The organism is Micromonospora sp. LZ34 (assembly GCF_052981855.1).
Window position 1 is genome coordinate 1 of the sequence record NZ_JBRIQN010000073.1, and the last position, 18,434, is coordinate 18,434.

Below are 18,434 nucleotides of genomic sequence, written 5' to 3' on the forward strand. Positions count from 1 at the left end.
GCCGACACGTCACCGCCGGCGCGGCGTTTCGCGGCCGCGAACCACGCATCCGAGAACCGGCGCAGCACCGACCGCGCGCCCGTGGTGTCCAGTTCGGCGAACGTGCCCGGCCCCGACGCCGCCAACTCCCGACACAACTCCTGGTAACCGACCAGCGGCGCGTCGCGGCGGCGGCGGCGCCACGCGTTGACCTCCAGCACGCACGCCCACACGTCACCCGCCGAGCGCAGCAGGCCGAAACACCGCCGCCGCTGCCCCGGCGTCACCCGCAACGCGACGCGGGCCGTGCGATGCACAACCCCAAGTGCGGCAGGATCCCGACGGCGAGGCACAAACCCCAGCCAACACCACCCCTACGACAATTCCCCAACCCCGACCAACCCGGCGAACGTTAGTGGCCACCGCACTAGCGGCTTGATTCCGGCGCCGACCGCGTCTTGACTCAGACTCGTTGGAGCACCATCACCAGGACCTCCGGGTCGGTGCTGGACTGGTATGCGCACTGGTGCGAGCTACGCCGGGCTCGGCCGACCGGTAGCGGCAGCTGCTCAACCACACCTGTCTGGCCGGACATGCACCCCGCACCACGCCGGCAAGTTGGCTGCCCACACCCGCCAGCCGCCGGCGTCTCGCCGAGCCTCGAGCCGCCACGGGTGCGCCGTGCCGCTGAGGCTCATCTGTCCGCTCCACCCGATCGCTCGGACATGTACGGTCACGCTCGCACGGTCGTCGCCCTGGTCCTCGACGTGGATCCGTCCGACCGTCGCAAGCTCGGCGGCCGTCAGCCGCAGACGCTCATGCTGACGGTCCAACGCCACTGCCCAGCCAACGCCGATAGGAAGGATTGACATCTCCAGGTGTGGCTGACCGTGGTAACCGCGAACGGTCGTGAGCAGCGGCTCGTGCATCCGGACGTGATGTTGTCCTGCCGTCAGCGGCGGATGCTTGACAGTGAGATGACGCGCGGCGGCTGCTGCGGCCTGGTCGGACCCGAAGTTGATGACCAGCTCGAACGCGATCGCCACGCTTCCTCCTGCGGGACCGGGGCTCAGGCGCGGCCAGCCCCGACTCTCCGAAAGCCTTGACCGGATCGTAGAGCTGGCCGTTTGTTCCACCGCCAACCGCGACCGGGGGTTGAACGCACTCGCCGCGCTGTCGATGACGCGGGGGGGGTGCCCCGGTGTTCCCCAGAGCGAGGGCACAGGCTCCTGACCTGCGGGAACGATCGGGATTCAGACGTTGAAGCTGAATGTGCTCGGCCCTCCGGTGGCCGGATTCCTGGCCGCCGGGCCAGTCCCAGGACCCGCGGACCGCGGCGGCCGTCACCGGGGAATCGTGATCAGATCCGGGGCCGGAGCGACACTACGATCCGAGTGTGACTCACGTTACTCCCGGGCCGGAGACTGTACCCGCTGCTCGCCGCCGCGATCGTCCTGTTGGTGCTCGGGGCGGGCGCGACCTGCGGCATCGGTGACGCGCTCGGGCTGAGCCACACCCCCGCCGCCGTGCCGGGCGAGGACGTCGCCGCCGCGCCGCGGCGAGTGGCCGCACCGGCACCGCCGCTGGCGTCCATCGTCGTACCGGACGAGCCGCGCACCGCCAAGGCCGCGTCCACCGTCGCCGACGCGCTCGCCTCCCGCGGCCTGCCCCGCCCGGCCGTCACCCCGGCCGCGCCCGGCCCGACGCCACCGGTCACCACCACGAGCGCCGCGCGGCCTGCCGCCGGTGCGCGGACAGCGGCCGGACCGACCCCGGGCCCGCGCACGGCCGGTTCCGCCGCGACCGCGGCCCCGGCGGGCACGACGGCCCCGGATCTCTCGGCGGTGACCACGCTGCGGGCAGGCGTACTCGCCACCTTGTCCACGGCGCCGGAGTCGTACCGGCTCAGCGTCCGCGGGACCGAGCTGGCCGTCGAGGGGGGCGACGTCGCCGGCACCGCCGCCGGGCTCTACCGGCTCGCCGACGGATCCGCTCCGGCGCCGAGACGCTGCCCGCCGCCGACGCCGGCCGGCTGGTCACGCCCCGGCTCGGCCTGCGGCTGACCGACGCGGGCTCGGTGGGCCGCGAGCCCGACCCGGCCGCCTTCGCCGCGGGCGACGACTACAACCTGAATGCCGACGTGGTCGGGCCGGCACTGCTGCCGCAGGCGCCGTGGGTGGACGCCGCCGCGGTGGCCCGCATCGGCGCGCAGTTCCGGCAGCTCGTCGACCACTCCGTGGCGCAGGGCTACAACGGCGTCGTGGTGCCCGGCTTCCTGGAGTACGTCACCTTCGCAAGGGTCGGCGACGGGCACACGGTGTACCCGCCCGGCGACCCGCACGTCGACCGCGCGAAGGCCATGGTCGCGGCGTTCGGCCCGGTCTTCCGGTACGCCGAGGAGATGGGCGTGAAGGTCTTCCTGCTCACCGACATGCTCGCGGTATCACCGCCGCTCGAGGCGTACCTGACGAGGACCGTCGGCGGGCTCGACGTGGCCGACCCCCGGCTGTGGGCGGTCTACCAGGCCGGGCTGGCCGAGCTGTTCGAGAGCATGCCGTTCGTCGACGGCCTGGTGGTGCGCGTCGGTGAGGGCGGCGAGGTGTACGCCGAGGACGGCTGGGACTACTCGTCGAAGCTCGCGGTCACCACGACCGCGTCGGTGCGCGCGATGCTGCGGGCGCTGCTGGACACCGCGGGCGAGGCCGGCAAGGAGGTCGTCTTCCGCACCTGGACCGTCGGCGTCGGCGCCGTCGGTGACCTGCACATCAACCCGGAGTCGTACGCGCAGGTGCTGGGCGGGTTCGACGACCCGCACCTGATCGTGTCCACCAAGTACACCCTGGGCGACTTCTACAGTCACCTGCCGCTGAACACCACCCTGCTCGCCGGTGAGCACCGCCGCATCGTGGAGTTCCAGGCCCGACGCGAGTTCGAGGCGTTCGGCTCGCTTCCCAACGATCTCGGCCCGCTGCACCGCCAGGCGCTGCGCGAGTTCCTCGCCGCCAACCCGAAGGTCGAGGGCGTCTGGAACTGGACCCAGGACGGCGGCCCGCTGCGCGCCGGGCCGATGTCGCTCTACCTGCGCACCGGATTCTGGCAGCTGTACGACCTCAACACGTACGCCGTCGGTCGGCTGGCCTGGGATCCGGACGCCGACCCGGCGCAGGTCACGGCGGACTGGGCGTACCGCACGTTGTCCGCCGACCCGGCCACCGTCGCCGCGATCGGGCAGGCCATGGCGCTGTCCCGGCAGGCGGTCACCAAGGGCCTCTACATCGGGTCGTACGCCGACCAGGCCGTGCGGGCGCTCGGGCTGGAGCCGCCGCCGATGATGTGGATCTTCGAGTGGGACATCCCGACCGGCGACTCCGCCGCGCTCTACAGCATCTACGCGGTGACCGACGGTCGGGTCGACGCGGCGATCGACGAAGGTGAGCAGGCCGTCACGTTGGCCCGGCGCATGCGCGACCTGGTCGCCGCGACCGACCCGGCGACCTGGCGCGACGCCGGGCTGCGCGAGCGCTTCACCGGCGCGCTCGACTACCAGGTGAACCTCTTCGAGACGCTGGGCGCCTACCGGACCATGGTGCTGCGGCACGCGCAGTGGCTGGACACCGGCTCGGATGCCGCCTACGACGGCTGGCGGCAGGCCGAGACGGCATACCGCGGCGCGCGCGACGTGCATCGGCAGCGCTACGGCACCGACCTGGACCTGCCCGCGTACAACTTCACCGCCGCCGACCTCGGGGCACAGCGCGCGGACCGGGACCCGGCCATGGCCTGGGCGGCCCGAGGACTGCTCGCGCTGGTCCTGGCGGTGGTGCTGGTCGGCGTGCGCGGGCGTGGGTCCGGCGGCGCCGCCGCGCGAGGGCTGCTGCTCGGCGCGGTCCGGCCGTGGCGGGTCGCCGCACTGCCAGCACCCGAGTCCAGGCTGGACCGGGTGCTGGTGTGGCTGGTCCCGGTGGTGGTGCTGGTGGCGAGCCGGCTCGCGTTCACCTGGTTCGCCGCCCCTGCGCACCTGCTGGTCACCCTCGGCGGCTGGGCGCTGTTCGCCCTGGTCGTGCGCCTCGTCGTCGGCCGGCGGGACCCGTTCCACCTGTGGGCCGTGGTCGGCGGCGTCGCGCTGCTGCGCAGCGTGTTGCTGCTGGCGGCGCTCGCCGGGCGCGGGCCGGGACAGTACTGGTTCGTCTTCTGGACCATGCCGACCCTGCGCGCCGTCTACGTCACCGTCGCGTTCGCGGCGTTCTGCTGGCTGTTCGTGGCCACCGCCGTGGTCCTGCGCGACCGGTACGGCCTGCGGCGCCGCCGCGCCGTCGGGCTGACCCTGACCGCCGCGGGTGTCCCGCTCGGGATGCTGTCCGGTCTGGTCGCCGTGGTCGGCCTGGAGCGCGCGCTGACCGTGTGGAACGACCAGATGGCGCTGCTGCCGTGGGGCCTGTCCCGCATCCTCGGCATCACCGTCCACCTGGGCATCCCCACCGCCCTCCCGGTGTACGCCGCCCTCGCCGGAGCCGCCCTGACCGCCGTCGGCCTGCTGGTGTCGCTCGGCCGACGCCGGCAGGCGACCTGACCGCCTCCGCGATCGGAGACCTCCGCACCGGTGTCAGCGACCGTGACCACCGGTCATCCGCCCGCCACAGGCTCTCCGTCAGTTGCGGTGTGGCGGCAGCTCGCCCGGTTGCCGCCCGCGCGCTTCGCCGCGTACATCGCGCGGTCGGCGTACGCGAGGGTTTCCCCGAGGGAGCACGCGGGGCCGCTGGCGACACCGACGCTGACCGTTGCCGGCCACCCCGTCATGCCGGCGACGGCGTCCACGGTGCGCTGGGCGACCTGCTCGCCGGCCACGGCATCGGCGCCCGGGAGGACGGCGACGAACTCGTCGCCGCCCAGCCGGGCCACGAAGTCGCCCTTTCGGACGCTGGCCGTGAGCACCTGTGCGACGGCTCGCAGCACCTCGTCGCCGGTGGCGTGCCCGAGCGAGTCGTTGATGTGCTTGAACCGGTCCATGTCCACGGTCAACACCGCGACCGGGTCGTCGGCGGCGGTGCCGGAGGCGGCCAGGTTCCGCAGGAAGGTGTCCAGACCGCGGCGGTTGGCCACCCCGGTGAGCGGGTCGGTCTGCGCCGCCCGCTCGGCCTGCTCGTGCCGCCACCGCAGGACGTCGTACGAGTGCATGGTCACCGCCGCGTGCAGCCAGCGGTGCCGCTGGCGCCACAGCAACTCCGCCAGCGCGTCCCCGTAGGTGAGCCCCGGCGCGGCGTCGCGCGACCCGTTCGCCACCAGCAGCACCCCGTGGGTACGGTGCAGCGCCGCCGAGATGAGCCAGTCGATGTCGGGTGACAGGGCGGCGACGGCGTCCTCGATGACCCGCAGTGCCTCGCCCGGCCGCCCCGAACGGCTGAGCGCGACGGCGTGGAAGGGCCGGCACAGCAGCAGTTCCTGCTGCCGTTCCTCCACGCCGTGCGCCTTCAGCAGCGCGATGTACCTGGGGATGTCGACCGCCGCGCCGGCCGGGTCCTGGCGGTCGGCGCGGGAGCACGCCGCGTACAGCAGCGCGGAGAGCCGCCACACCTCCGCCTTGGGCCCGCGGGCCTCCGCCGCCGCCTGCAGCGCGTACTCCTCGGCGGCGGTGGTGTGCTTCTCGGCCTCGGCGACCCGACCGACCTGATACAGCTCCAGCGCCCACATCAGGTTGAGTTCCGCCAGGTTGCACAGCCACATCGCGCGGTTGCCGTTGTCCGGGTACGACGCCTGGCAGGTCGCGTCGTACGCCGCCTGGAACTGCGGCGCAGCCAGCTCGTAGAGCCTCAGCTGGGCGTAACCGATCGCGATCCCGGTGCGGGCGTTACCCGCGATCACCGGATCGGATTCGTCGGCCAGCAGGGCGGTCTCCGCGCTGACCAGATCTCGCAGCACCGCCTCGATGTCGTACTCGGCGATGTCCTGGTCACCGAGGCGCAGCCGCCTGTTGGCACGCATCGACAGCGCGCAGGAGCGCCATCCGACGCTGCCTTCGCGGTCGGCGGCGGCCAGCATCAGATCGACGGCGGCGATAGCGGCCTGCAGGTCACCCAACCGCGTCAACGCCACGGCGCGCGCGAAATGCATCGCCGCCGGGCCGTCGCGGATCTCCCCGGTGGGTTCGCGCAGCGCCGTCTCGGCCACCGCCAGCACCTGGGCCGCGCCGCCGGCCTGTGCCTCCTCCAGGAGGCACAGGGCCCGGAGCGTCACATCATCCATGCGGGCTCCTCCGCACCGCCCAGGAAAGAAACAGCCCGATGCTACGGTACCGGCTCGGCTCCGAGGAGTGGCAGCGGTCATTGCCGGGAGGCGAGGGATCGCGGAAGTCCGGCGGGCGGCTGCCGAACCGCCAGATAATGCGGGAGTCGGCCTGTGGTTCGTTCTCAGGGGCGGCCGGCGGGCTGATCACCATGCCACGGGGAAGGAGCAGCCGTCGGATGAGCACGATGCACGCCGTGAGAGCTCACACCAGGGGCGGCCCGGAGCAGCTCGTGTACGAGGAGGTGCCGCGGCCCGAGCCGGGGCCCGGTGAGGTGTTGGTGGCCGTGAAGGCCGCCTCCATGACACCCCAAGAGCTCACCTGGCCGGCGACCTGGACCCACACCATGGACGGGACCGGACCCGAACGCACCCCGATCATCCCGTCGCACGAGTTCTCCGGAGTCGTCGCGGCGCGCGGCGCGGGGGTGGAGAGCCCCGCCGACGGGGAGGCCGTATACGGGTTGATCCCGTTCACCCGGGATGGCGCGGCCGCCGAGTACGTCGTCCTGCCCGCGGCCGTCGTGGCGGCCAAACCGGCCACCGTCGACCACGACCACGCCGCGGCGCTCCCCCTGGCTGCGCTGAGTGCCTGGCAGGCCCTGGTGGACCACGCCGACCTGCAGGCCGACCAGCACGTGCTGGTGCAGGGCGGCGCCGGTGGCGTGGGTAACTACGTGGTGCAGCTCGCGGCCAGCCTCGGTGCTCGGGTGAGCGCCACGGCGGCCGCGGCCGACCTGGAGTTCGTCCAGGATCTGGGTGCCGAGCAGGCCATCGACTATGCGCACGACCGCTTCGAGGATCACGTCGGCGACGTGGACGTCGTCGTCGACCTCGTCGGCGGAGCCACGCAGTCGCGGTCCTGGTCGGTGCTGAAGCCGGGCGGCATCCTGGTCACCCTCGCCACGCCTCCGGACCAGCAGGAAGCGGCCCGGCACGGCGTCCGCGGGGTGTACTTCATCGTCGAACCCGACCGGAACGCGTTGAGTTCCATCGCCTAGCTCGTCGACCACGGTCACCTCAGGCCGGTGCTGGACCGCGTCCTGCCCCTCACCGAGACGCGCTCGGGTTACGAGGCGCTCGAGAAGGGCAAACGCCGCGGCAAGATCGTTATCCACGTCGCCGACTAGACGACCCCGGGTCAGTGCTCGATTCCGTAGCGCCTGCGGGCCTCCTGTACGGTCTCGGGCTTGACCTCGCCGCGCCGGGCCAGGGCTGCGAGCGCCGCGACCACGACCGACTGCGGGTCGACCCCGAAGTGGCGACGGACGGCCTCGCGGGTGTCGGAGAGGCCGAAGCCGTCGGTGCCGATGGAGTGCCAGTCCTGCGGCACCCACTGGCTGATCTGGTCCGGGACCGCCCGCATCCAGTCGCTGACGGCGAGCACCGGGCCGGGGGCGCCGGCCAGCACCCGGGTGACGTACGGGGTCCGGTCCTCGCCCCTGAGCTGCGCCGCGTCCGAGTCCAGAGCATCGCGCCGCAGCTCGCTCCAGGAGGTGGCGGACCACAGGTCGGCCGCCACGCCCCAGTCGCCGGCGAGCAGCCGCTGGGCCTCCAGCGCCCAGTGGATGGCGGTGCCGGAGGCGAGGAGTTGCAGACGTGGTGCGTCCGCCGCCAACTCCTGGGCGTTGGCCTCCCGGAACCGGTAGAGGCCCTTGCGGATGCCCTCCTCGACGTCCGCGCCCGGCGGCATGGGTGGCTGGATCTTCGGCTCGTTGTAGACGGTCAGGTAGTAGAAGATGTTCTCCGCGTCCGACCCGTACATCCGGCGCAGACCGTCGCGGACGATCACGGCGATCTCGTACGCGAAGGCCGGATCGTAGGCGATCGCCGCCGGGTTGGTGGAAGCGATCAGGTGGGAGTGGCCGTCCGCGTGTTGCAGGCCCTCGCCGGTCATCGTCGTACGGCCGGCGGTGGCGCCGATGAGGAAGCCGCGCCCGAGTTGGTCGGCCAGCGCCCACATCTGGTCGGCCGTCCGCTGCCAGCCGAACATGGCGTAGAAGATGTAGAAGGGGATCATCGGCTCGCCGTGGGTGGCGTACGACGTGGCGGCGGCGGTGAAGTCGGCCATCGAACCGGCCTCGGTGATGCCCTCGTGCAGAATCTGGCCGTTCGTGGCCTCCCGGTAGTACAGGAGCGTGTCGCGGTCGACCGGGTCGTAGGTCTGGCCGTGCGGCGAGTAGATCCCGGCGGTCGGGAAGAGCGACTCCATGCCGAAGGTGCGCGCCTCGTCCGGGACGATCGGCACCCAACGCTTACCGGTCTCCTGATCCCGCATCAGGTCCTTGACCAGGCGGACGAAGGCCATGGTGGTCGCGATCTCCTGACTACCGGACCCCTTCGCCAAGGTGTCGAAGGGCTTGGCGGGCGGCTCGGGCAGCACCACCGGGTGGACCCGGCGGGCCGGGGCGGGCCCGCCCAGCGCGGCCCGGCGCTCCTGGAGGTAGCGGACCTCCGGCGAGTCGGCGCCGGGGTGGACGTACGGCACCACCTCGTCGTTGAGCCTGCTGTCGGGGATGGGGAGTTCGAGGAGGTCGCGCAGCGCGCGGAACTCGTTGCCGGTCAGCTTCTTCATCTGGTGGTTGGCGTTGCGCGAATGGAAGCCGGGGCCGAGCGTGTGACCCTTGACCGTCTGGGCGAGGATCACGGTCGGCGCGCCGCGGTGCTCGACCGCGGCCCGGTAGGCGGCGTACACCTTGCGTGGTTCGTGGCCCGCGCGCGAGGTGTGGAAGCACTCGGCGATCGTCGCGTCGGGCAGCACCTCCGCCATCTCGACGAGCGCGGGGTCGGCGCCGAAGAAGTGCTCGCGGATGTAGCCGACATCCCGGGCCGCGTACGTCTGGAACTGCCCGTCGGGGACTTCGCGCAGCCGGCGGACCAGCGCGCCCGTGGTGTCGAGCGCGAACAGGTCGTCCCAGGCCGACCCCCAGAGTGACTTGACGACGTTCCAGCCCGCCGCGCGGAACTGCGCCTCCAGCTCCTGGACGATCTTGAGGTTGGAGCGCACCGGCCCGTCGAGCCGCTGCAGGTTGCAGTTGATCACGAAGGTGAGATTGTCCAGGCCTTCGCGGCCCGCGAGGGCGAGCGCGGCGGTCGACTCGGGCTCGTCCATCTCGCCGTCGCCGAGGAACGCCCACACCCGGGAGGCGGAGGTGTCCTTGATGCCACGGTGCTGCAGATAGCGGTTGAACCGCGCCTGGTAGATCGCCGACAGCGGGCCCAGGCCCATCGACACGGTCGGGAACTCCCACAGCCACGGCAGCCGGCGCGGGTGGGGGTAGGAGGGGAGGCCGTCGCCGCCGGCCTCCTGCCGGAACCGGTCGAGGTGTCCCTCGGTGAGCCGTCCGTCCAGGAAGGCGCGGGCGTAGATGCCGGGGGCGGCATGGCCCTGGATGTAGAGCTGGTCGCCGGAGCCGTCGGCCTCCTTGCCCCGGAAGAAGTGCTGGAAGCCGGTCTCGTAGAGCCAGGCGGCGGAGGCGTAGGTGGCGATGTGGCCGCCCAGGCCGTAGCGGCTGCCGCGGGTCACCATAGCGGCGGCGTTCCAGCGGTTCCAGGCGGTGATGCGCCGTTCCATCTCCTCGTCACCGGGGAACTCCGGCTCGGCGACGGTCGGGATGGTGTTGATGTACTCGGTCTCCAGCAGCTTCGGCAGCGCGAGGCCGGAGTTCTCAGCGTGTTCCAGGGTGCGGCGCAGGAGGTACGTGGCGCGCTGCGCCCCGGCTGCCGCGGCGACGGCGTCGAGAGAGGCGGCCCACTCGGCGGTCTCCTCGGGGTCGCGGTCCGGGATCTGATCGAGTGCGCTTGACTGCTTCCGCTCCGTGCCGGTCATGGTGGGCCGCCTTCCGATGGTTCCGGACCTCTCGTCCGCGGGCGAGAGGTCGAGACGGTGAGACAGGGAACCGGCCGGCCGGGACAGCTCGGGCGGATGGCTGCCCGGATGTCTGCTCCAGCCGGCAGTTGGGAGCTGCCTCGCCGGTTCACCATGAAGGACCAGGTGGCCCGGGGATTCGTGACAACCGAGCCACCGTCAGGCGACGTCCGTCACGGCACCGTCGCTTCCGGGGCGCGACCGGCCGCCTGCGCTGCCGCCACAGCGATTCGAATCACGGAACGGGTATGCCGGCCGCGGACGCGGCAACCGGCGCACGGGAAACAGGTGGGCAACCGAACCCGGCAGGAGTGACAGACGGCGACGAACGGGAGGAAGGAGACGTCATGCCCGACCGCGAGGCCTCGAACGGTGCGGTGCGGGCCTTCGACGCCGTCCGGCCCCGGCTGTTCGGCATCGCCTACCGGATGCTCGGCAGCGTCGACGACGCCGAGGACATCGTCCAGGACGCCTGGCTGCGGTGGCAGCAGACGGACCGGAGCGCGGTACGGGACGTGACGGCATTTCTCGTCACCACGACGACCAGGCTCGCCCTGAACACGGCGACATCGGCTCGCGCCCGTCGAGAGTCCTACGTCGGCCCGTGGCTGCCCGAGCCCATCCAGACCTCGGCCGACCCGGAAACCCGAGCCGAGCAGGGCGAAGCGCTCGAACTCGCGTTGCTGCTCCTCCTGCAACGGCTGAACCCGCTCGAGCGCGCCGTGTACGTGCTGCGCGAAGCCTTCGACTACCCCTTCCGGCAGATCGCCGAGATCCTCGACATCACCGAGGCGAACGCGCGGCAGCTCGGGCGCCGGGCGCGCACGCACCTCGCGGAAGAGCGGTACGCGCCGGTCGCCCCCGCCGACCACGGCCGCCTGCTCCGCGCCTTCCTCGCCGCGGCACGCTCCGGTGACCTCGGCCAACTGGAAGAACTGCTCGCGAAGGACGCCGTCTCCTACTCCGACGGCGGCGGCGTGGTCAGCGCGGCCCGGGTACCGGTCACCGGCCGGGCCAGGGTCGCCCGTTACCTCGTCGGACTCGCGGCGAAGTACGGCGCCGAGGTCTCGCTGGACGTCGTCGAGTCCAACGGGCAGGAAGCCGTCCGCGTCCGCCGGGCAGGCTCCGTCGTCGCGCTGTGCGCGATCGACGCCTCTCCCGAGGGGATCGCCCGAGTGTTGATCGTCCTCAACCCGACCAAACTCGTCCGGTTCGGTCGATCGGCCGCCGAAGCAGACGGGCTGTCCCGCTGAGGATCGCCCTACGTCGGTTGACGGGCGGCGGACGGCGGTGTCCGAGCAGCCGACGCCCACCACCGGGAACCGGGAGGGTGGTCACCTCGTCGTCTCCTGCCCTTCGGTGGCCAGCTCGAGGACGTCGCGCGCCACCGGCAGCGCGGCCTCGCGGTGTGCCGGGACGAGCCCGATGCGGGTGCGTCGGTCGAGCAGGTCGTCGACGCTGAGGGCGAGTTCGTGGCGTACGGCCCAGAGCAGCTCCGCGCCGGTGACCGGGATGTCGGGGCCGATCGGCCGGCGGAGCTCGGCGGGCGCCTCGGCCAGCAGGTCAACCGCTTCGGTGCCGTAGCGGTGGACCAGCCGGCGCGGCGCGGGGACGCGGGCCAGCTGTGCCCGGCGTGCGGCGCCGGGCAGCGGGAGGCGGCGGGTGCGGCAGGGGCCGGCGGGAAGGCGTCGGCGGCGGACGGCGGTGTCGACCGCGTCCTCGGCCATCCGGCGGTAGGTGGTGAGCTTGCCGCCGACCACGCTGATGATCCCGTCCGGGTCGTCGATGACGGCGTGTCGCCGGGACAGGTCGGCGGTCCGGGCGTCGGCGTCGGCGAGCAGCGGCCGCAGCCCGGCGTAGGCGCCGAGGACATCGGTGGGCCGCAGCGGCTGTTCGAGGACGCTGTTGAGCACGTCGAGCAGGAACCCGACGTCGGCGTCGGTGGGTTGCGGCACCTCCGGAACCGGGCCGTGCACGGGCTCGTCGGTCAGCCCGGCGTAGACCAGGCCGTCGGGCTGGGGCAGGGCGAAGACGTAGCGGGTGAACTCGCCCGGGACCGGGATGGTCAGCCCGGCCCACAACCCGCCGAGCCGGGCGGCGGAGAGGACGATGTGGGTGCCCCGGGACGGGCGCAGGCGCACGTGCGGGGTCAGGCTGCTCGCCCACACCCCGGTGGCGTTGACCACCGCCCGGGCACGGACGTGCAGGCGGGTCCCGGTGCGGGTGTCCTCGACGGTGGCGCCGTCGCGGTGCAGTTCGACCGCTCGGCACCGGGTCAGGATCCGGGCCGACCGTGCCGCGGCCGCGCGGGCCAGGCCGGCGACCAGTCGGGCGTCGTCGCAGAGCTGGCCGTCCCAGGACAGGTGCGCCCCCCGCAGGCCGGCCGCGCGCAAGGCCGGTGCCATCGCGTACGCCTCGGCGGGGCCGAGCCGGCGCGTGCCCGGCAGGGTCCAGCGGGAGGTTCCGGCGCACGTGCGCAGCAGGTCCCCGGCGCGCAGGCCGGCTCCTGCGGCGTGGTTCCGCCAACCGGTGCTGTAGTCGGTGGCCGGAAGCAGCATGGGCAGCGGGCGGGTCAGGTGCGGGGCGGTGCGGGTGAGCAGCAGGTGGCGTTCGGCGGCGCTCTCGTAGGCGATGCCGACCTGACCGTGGGCGAGGTAGCGCAGTCCGCCGTGGACCAGCTTGGAACTCCAGCGGGAGGTGCCGTGGGCCAGGTCGTGGGCGTCCACGGCGGCCACGGACAGGCCGCGGCTCGCGGCGTCGAGCGCCACCCCGGCGCCGGTGACGCCGAGCCCGACGACGAGGACGTCGACGACGGTGCCGGCCAGGTCGGCGAGTTCCCGTTCCCGGCGGGCGCCGGTCAGCGAAGCCTTCACACATCCTCCTTGCGATGGAGTGACGTTCGATGTCACTCTGTCACACATGGATGTGGCAGGGGAAGCGTCGACCGCCGGCTGGGCCCGGTGGGGTACGGCGGCAGCCGCGAAGGTGCTGCCGGAGAGCGCGGCCAGGCTGCTGGCGCAGGTGCTCGACCTGACACCACCGCCGCCGGTCGTGCCGCTGGCCGAGGTGGCGGTGCCGGCGTGCGAGCTGGACGGTGAGATCCTCGGCGCGCTGCGGCGGACGGTCGGCGACGAGCACGTGCTCAGCAGCGACGACGTCCGGGCACGGCGCTCGGCGGGCATGTCCACGCCGGACCTGCTGCGCCACCGGCAGGGCCGGCTGGGGGCCGTTCCGCAGGCGGTGGTCCGCCCGGCCGGCCACGCCGAGGTGGTGTCCGTCCTCGACGTCTGCTCCCGGTTCGGGGTGGCCGTGGTCCCATTCGGTGGCGGCACGTCGGTTGTCGGCGGGTTGACGCCGTCCGCCGCTCGGCACGTCACCCTCGACCTGGGCCGTCTCGACCGAATCGTCGGCGTCGACCCGGTGTCCCGGATCGCCACGCTGCAGGCGGGGTTGACCGCGCCGCGGGCCGCGCACCTGCTCGCCGAGCAGGGCTTCCAGCTCGGCCATGTCCCCCAGTCCTACGAGTACGCCACCATCGGCGGGTTCGCCGCCACCCGGTCCTCCGGCCAGGCCTCGGCCGGCCACGGCCGCTTCGACGACATGGTCATGGGGCTCACCGTCGCCACGCCCCGCGGCACCGTCCGGGTGGGCCGCGCCCCCGCCTCGGCCGCCGGCCCCGACCTGCGGCAGCTCTTCCTGGGCAGCGAGGGGACGCTCGGCGTGATCACCGACGTGACCGTGCGGGTACGCCCGCTGCCGGCGCGGTCGCACTACGAGGGCTGGCGGTTCGAGTCGTTCGCCGACGGCCTGCGAGCCGTGCGGCGGCTGGCGCAGGACGGGCCGCGACCCACGGTGCTACGACTCTCCGACGAGGTCGAGACCATGATCGGTGCGGCCGGATCGGGTCGCTCCGACGGCGGCTCCCTGCTGGTCGCCGGCTACGAGGGCGAGGACGTCTCCCCCACCGTCGAGGCCGCCGCCGCCGTGCTGGCCGGGCAGGGCGGCGCGCCGCTGGGTGAGGAGGCGGGCCGGCAGTGGGCACGGCACCGCTTCGACGCCCCGTACCTGCGGGACGCGCTGCTGGACGCGGGGGCGTTCGCGGAGACCCTGGAGACCGCGGCGTACTGGTCGACGCTGCCGGAGGTGCACCACCGGGTGCGCCAGGCGATCCTCGACGCGCTGCCGGACGGCGCCCTGGTGCTCGGCCACGTCTCCCACGTCTACGAGACCGGCGCGTCGCTGTACTTCACGGTGATCTGCTCGCCCGGGTCGGACCCGATCGGCCGCTGGAGGGCGGCGAAGGCGGCGGCCAGCGACGCGATCGCCGACGCGGGCGCCACCATCACCCACCACCACGGGGTCGGCGCGGACCACCGGGCCTGGTACGCCGCCGAGATCGGCGACGTCGCGGTGGACCTGCTCCGGGCGGTCAAGCGGCAACTGGACCCCGCCGGCATCCTCAACCCCGGCATCCTGGTGCCGTGAGGTGCGCGCCTTCACCGCGATCCTCGGACCGGCCGCGCACCAGGCACTGTCCCGCCTGATGCCGGTGGCCCGCGAGCTCCGGGTCGCCGGCGCCCGGGTCCGGGTCGAGTACACGCAGACCCCCGAGCAAGCCCGCAGGTGCGCCACCGCGGCGGCGGACGCCGGCGAGATCGTCGTCGCCGCCGGCGGCGACGGCACCATCCGGCTGCTCGCCGGCGCGGTCGCCGACGCCGGCGGTCTGCTCGGCGTCGTTCCCGCCGGGCGCGGCAACGACTTCGCCCGCCAACTCCGGTTGCCGCGCTCCCCCGAGGCGGTCGCGGACCTGCTGCTGCACGGCCGGCCCCGGCACCTCGACGTGCTCTCCGTCGCCGGGCAGACGGTCGTCGGCAGCGTCTACGCCGGCGTCGACGCCGTCGCCAACGAACTGGCCAACCGGTCGCGGCTACCCGCGTCGCTGGTGTACCCCACCACCGGGCTACGGGCGCTGCTGCGCTGGCCGCGTACCCGCTACACGATCACCGTCGACGGCCGGACGGAGCAGCTGGACGCCTACACGGTGGTGGTCGCCAACTGCGGTTACTACGGCGGCGGGCTGCACGTCGCCCCGGCCGCGCGGCCCGACGACGGGACGCTGGACGTCGTCGTGGTCGGACACACCACAAAGCTGCTCTTCCCGATGGCGCTGAGCGAGATGCGTACCGGCCGGCACGTGCGGCGCCGCCAGGTCACCACCTACCGCGGCAGCTCGGTCACCGTGCGCGCCGACCGCCCGGTGTCCGTGTACGGCGACGGCGACCCCGTCGGCCGGATAGACCAGTTGCACGTCGAGGTACGGCCGCGGGCGCTGCGGATCACCGCCGGTTAGTTCGGTCTCAGGTATCCCTCGACCAGCCGCGCCAGCTCCTGGTCGAAGCCGGCGACCGGCACGCCGTCGGCGACCGTCCGAACCGACAGCACGAACGACTGGGTGGTCAGGAACACCGCGCGGGCCATCAGCTCGGGATCGCCGGACCGGACCGAGCCGTCCTCCTGGCCCCCGGCCAGCCTCGCCGCGAGATACCGCAGCATCTCGTCCTGGCCGTTGCCTCGCCGGTCGAGCAGGTACGGCAGCAGCACCTCCGGATCGACGTCACGGATCTTGCACAGCAACGGGTGCTCCCGCAGCACCCTCGCCACCGCCACCACCCGCGACACCAGGCGTGACCGCGCCGAGCCGCCGCCCTCGTCGGCGGCCGCCGTCAGGACCTGATGCCACTCCCGGCTCATCAGGTCCCCGATCAGCGACTGCACGTCCGGCCAGCGCCGGTAGACGGTCATCCGGGAGACGCCGGCACGTCGCGCCACGTCCGTCAGCGTCGTGCGGCGTACGCCGTAGGCGAGGACGCAGTCGCGGGCCGCGTCGAGGACCGCATCGTCGACGCTGCGCTCGCCGGACTGGCTCACCTCCACCACGCGGAATGTCTATCACGCTCGCAGATCGGCCCCGCCGAGTACTCGGACCGGCGAGCCGCCCACCAAGGGTCCCAGGAATGGCGATCAAGCGAACAGCTCTCGGAACCCCTCCCGCCATGACGGGTACTTCAGGGTCAGCCCCAACGCAGACTTGGCCCTGGCGTTGCTGGCCGGGCGGAGATGGGTGCCGTAGTACACGGCCTGAACGCCGATCTGTTCCTCGGCCTCCTCCTCGGAGACGCGCCGCGGCGGAGGGGCGCCCAGGATTTCGGCCAGGAAGGGCAGCCACTCAGCCTGGGGGGCGGGCTCGTCCCCAACGACGTTGTAGATGCCGGGGCCTCCTCTGTCGACCGCTTGCACGGTGGCCGACACCGCGTCGCGGACGTGGACGAACGGATACCGCCCCGTTCCCTCGCCGACGATCGGCACGCCGCCGGACCTGACCCCGGTCACCCATTCGCCACCCGGCCCGATCGCAGTGCCTGCACCGTAGAGAAATCCGTATCGAAGGACGACGCCGTCGATTCCCGGGGTGCCCAACACCAGTGTCTCGGCCGCGATGTTCGCCCGTATGTGGCTTCGGATCGGTTCCGGCGCTTCCAGGTACAGCGGCGCCGACTCGTCCGTAGGCCCCGACCCGACCGGCTCGGTCATGAAGCTGGCGCTCTGCGCGACAACCCGACGGGTGCCGGCCTCACGAGCCGCCGCCATCAGCGTCTTCGTTCCCTCGCTCCGCAGCCGGTTGGTCACCTCCAACCACTTCGCGTAGTCACGAGACGGCGCGGAGAGCGCGGTGATCTGGTTGACGATCACCTCCGGCCCGGCCTCGAGGATCGCCTGACGCACCGCAGCCTCGTCGAGCCCGTCCATCAGTGCCGGCCGCGCCCCGAGCGCCTCCACGACTGGGAAGTTCTCGGTCCGGTGGGTGCTGGCCGTGACCTCGTGGCCCCGGTCCACCAGCGCCTCGACGAGAGGGCGGCCCAGGACCCCTGTTCCCCCCGCGACGAAGATCCGCACTGCCGTCTCCTTGCTGGACCGGGGTAGCTCCTCCGACCTGGAGCGGAAACAGGTTCACCACCTACCGTGCCGCGGCCTGTCGGCGGCCGGGAAATGACTGTATCGCCGATCGCCTGCCCATATGTCCCAGTCCGACGCATCCTGACCCGAACGCGAGGTCGGGGACCGTCGCCCGAACCTCCGCCTGCGCCCCGGTTACGCGGCGGCGACCCCCTACACGCACGCGCTGGCGACCGTCACCAGGTGAGACACGTCTTGGGGCCGGCGCTCCATCAGGCGCAGGCCCGCGAATTCGCGGCGGGTGACGACCTCCGCGTCGGTGACGAGAGCTCCCGAGATGAGGACCTGAATCGGATTCCGCACACCACCAATGCCCGCTATTCCGCACGTCCGGATGTATGCACCCGGGCTTCACCCTCGTCGCCGGTATCGGGCCGGCCCTGACCTTCGTTCGCGCCCGGTTATGAGCGACCGCGCGCGGACCGCCGCATGATGCAGTCCGGGGCAAGGCCACCTTGCCTCTCGCCCCGGCTCAGGCCCACGGCGGGAGGAGTTGCCGGAGTAGCCCTCCAAAAGGATCGGATCCAGGTACCGGACCGGGACCCGATCGTGAACGGTGATTTCGCTGGTGCGGTCGTAGGAAACGCAGGCGACCCGGAGCCAGATGTCGAGGAGTTTGCCGTCGGCATTGACGCGGAACTTCCCGCCGCCGGTGCTGGCGAGGCCGGAACGGCAGTGGACGCAGCGGAACGGGAGCAGGGGAAGGCGCGTGCGCCGAACGACACAGGACAGCACGATATGAGGACGCGTAGACATGATCTCTCTGAAGGCCTGACGGAAGGCATGGGAAAAGAGCCGACGGCAACGTCGGCGACCGATGCACGGGGAAGATGTCAGGTCTAAAGAGCAGGCGGCGTCACGCGGGGTGAAGTCCTCTCGTGAGTGGGCGGAGAAGAATATCCAGTTACAAGGTAGGGCGGGACGGGCTGGCGAGGCCACCCATTTCTGTCCTGCTGCCGACCGAGGCCGGACATCCGGCGTCGTCACGGCGGCGCTCGCATCGCGGCAAACGTTGCGCTGCAGTCCAGTCGTTCGCCAGCTGGTTTGGTAGGTCGAGAATTACCGAGCTTCACGGGTCAGGGCCTGGTCAAGGTGGGTTCTGCGGGTGGCATTAGCCTCGATCATTCGCGGGGTTGACGTGTTGGTACGACCCGTCTGATTTCATCGTTGTGAGTCGATGCTGATCGTGGGTGGATGTGGTGGTGGGCCGGCTGTCACGCCGGGTGAGCGTGGGTCTCCTGGGGTCCTCCGGTCGTTGGGTCGGGGCTGATCGGTGTCAGCCGGGGGCGGGGAT

13 protein-coding genes and 1 pseudogene are annotated in these 18,434 nt (G+C 72.4%); 6 read left to right on the top strand and 8 right to left on the bottom strand.

Annotated features, from left to right (window positions below; genetic code table 11):
- Window positions 1-296 (bottom strand): hypothetical protein (locus ACVCAH_RS35025; protein ID WP_447140507.1); only part of this gene is annotated, 296 nt, incomplete at its 3' end.
- Window positions 297-548: 252 nt separating this feature from the next.
- A complete protein-coding gene (locus tag ACVCAH_RS35030; RefSeq protein WP_447140508.1) occupies window positions 549-1,025 on the bottom strand; it encodes a hypothetical protein in 477 nt (158 codons plus the stop codon).
- Window positions 1,026-1,439: 414 nt separating this feature from the next.
- Between ACVCAH_RS35030 and ACVCAH_RS35035 the strand changes: the two genes are divergently transcribed.
- Window positions 1,440-2,042, top strand: coding sequence for a hypothetical protein (locus tag ACVCAH_RS35035; protein ID WP_447140509.1), 603 nt, complete (start codon window positions 1,440-1,442; stop codon window positions 2,040-2,042).
- Between the two features lie 14 nt (window positions 2,043-2,056).
- Window positions 2,057-4,549 (top strand): hypothetical protein, encoded by a 2,493-nt coding sequence (locus ACVCAH_RS35040; protein WP_447140510.1) that lies wholly within the window; start codon window positions 2,057-2,059, stop codon window positions 4,547-4,549.
- Window positions 4,550-4,602: 53 nt separating this feature from the next.
- Here ACVCAH_RS35040 and ACVCAH_RS35045 read toward each other — a convergent pair whose 3' ends face one another.
- Window positions 4,603-6,219, bottom strand: coding sequence for a diguanylate cyclase (locus ACVCAH_RS35045; protein WP_447140511.1), 1,617 nt, complete (start codon window positions 6,217-6,219; stop codon window positions 4,603-4,605).
- A gap of 314 nt (window positions 6,220-6,533) precedes the next feature.
- Between ACVCAH_RS35045 and ACVCAH_RS35050 the strand changes: the two are divergent.
- A pseudogene (locus tag ACVCAH_RS35050) lies at window positions 6,534-7,388 on the top strand (NADP-dependent oxidoreductase).
- An 11-nt stretch (window positions 7,389-7,399) separates the two neighbouring features.
- On the opposite strand, the gene aceE reads toward ACVCAH_RS35050, so the two are convergent.
- Window positions 7,400-10,087, bottom strand: a complete 2,688-nt coding sequence (gene aceE / locus ACVCAH_RS35055) for a pyruvate dehydrogenase (acetyl-transferring), homodimeric type (RefSeq protein WP_447140512.1) — start codon at window positions 10,085-10,087, stop codon at window positions 7,400-7,402.
- A 386-nt stretch (window positions 10,088-10,473) separates the two neighbouring features.
- Between aceE and ACVCAH_RS35060 the strand changes: the two genes are divergently transcribed.
- The gene (locus ACVCAH_RS35060) at window positions 10,474-11,379 is read left to right on the top strand and encodes an RNA polymerase sigma-70 factor (RefSeq protein WP_447140513.1); all 906 of its coding nucleotides are present in this window, start codon (window positions 10,474-10,476) and stop codon (window positions 11,377-11,379) included.
- An 81-nt stretch (window positions 11,380-11,460) separates the two neighbouring features.
- Here the strand turns inward: ACVCAH_RS35060 and ACVCAH_RS35065 are convergent, their stop codons facing one another.
- A complete protein-coding gene (locus tag ACVCAH_RS35065) occupies window positions 11,461-12,999 on the bottom strand; it encodes a glycerol-3-phosphate dehydrogenase/oxidase (RefSeq protein WP_447140514.1) in 1,539 nt (512 codons plus the stop codon).
- 46 nt (window positions 13,000-13,045) lie between these two features.
- On the opposite strand from ACVCAH_RS35065, the gene ACVCAH_RS35070 reads away from it, so the two are divergent.
- Window positions 13,046-14,611: an FAD-binding oxidoreductase gene (locus tag ACVCAH_RS35070; protein ID WP_447140515.1), complete on the top strand. Its 1,566-nt coding sequence runs from the start codon at window positions 13,046-13,048 to the stop codon at window positions 14,609-14,611.
- 1 nt (window position 14,612) lies between these two features.
- Entirely contained in the window at window positions 14,613-15,476 is an 864-nt protein-coding gene (locus tag ACVCAH_RS35075) for a diacylglycerol/lipid kinase family protein (RefSeq protein ID WP_447140516.1), read from the top strand.
- On the opposite strand, the gene ACVCAH_RS35080 is transcribed toward ACVCAH_RS35075, so the two are convergent.
- The 3 genes from ACVCAH_RS35080 to ACVCAH_RS35090 form a co-directional block, all read right to left on the bottom strand.
- A complete protein-coding gene (locus tag ACVCAH_RS35080; RefSeq protein ID WP_447140517.1) occupies window positions 15,473-16,063 on the bottom strand; it encodes a TetR/AcrR family transcriptional regulator in 591 nt (196 codons plus the stop codon). The genes ACVCAH_RS35075 and ACVCAH_RS35080 overlap by 4 nt on opposite strands.
- Before the next feature lie 84 nt (window positions 16,064-16,147).
- Complete coding sequence (locus tag ACVCAH_RS35085) at window positions 16,148-17,080, bottom strand: NAD-dependent epimerase/dehydratase family protein (RefSeq protein WP_447140518.1); 933 nt, start codon at window positions 17,078-17,080, stop codon at window positions 16,148-16,150.
- Between the two features lie 411 nt (window positions 17,081-17,491).
- Window positions 17,492-17,896 (bottom strand): DUF1062 domain-containing protein, encoded by a 405-nt coding sequence (locus tag ACVCAH_RS35090; RefSeq protein WP_447140519.1) that lies wholly within the window; start codon window positions 17,894-17,896, stop codon window positions 17,492-17,494.
- Window positions 17,897-18,434 lie beyond the last annotated feature (538 nt).

What these genes read in the sequence shown, in the direction of transcription:
- ACVCAH_RS35060 (WP_447140513.1), top strand. Translation starts at nt 10,474, where the DNA reads ATGCCCGACCGCGAGGCCTCGAACGGTGCGGTGCGGGCCTTCGACGCC.
- ACVCAH_RS35045 (WP_447140511.1), bottom strand. Translation starts at nt 6,219, where the DNA reads ATGGATGATGTGACGCTCCGGGCCCTGTGCCTCCTGGAGGAGGCACAG.
- ACVCAH_RS35070 (WP_447140515.1), top strand. Translation starts at nt 13,046, where the DNA reads ATGGATGTGGCAGGGGAAGCGTCGACCGCCGGCTGGGCCCGGTGGGGT.
- ACVCAH_RS35090 (WP_447140519.1), bottom strand. Translation starts at nt 17,896, where the DNA reads ATGTCTACGCGTCCTCATATCGTGCTGTCCTGTGTCGTTCGGCGCACG.
- aceE (WP_447140512.1), bottom strand. Translation starts at nt 10,087, where the DNA reads ATGACCGGCACGGAGCGGAAGCAGTCAAGCGCACTCGATCAGATCCCG.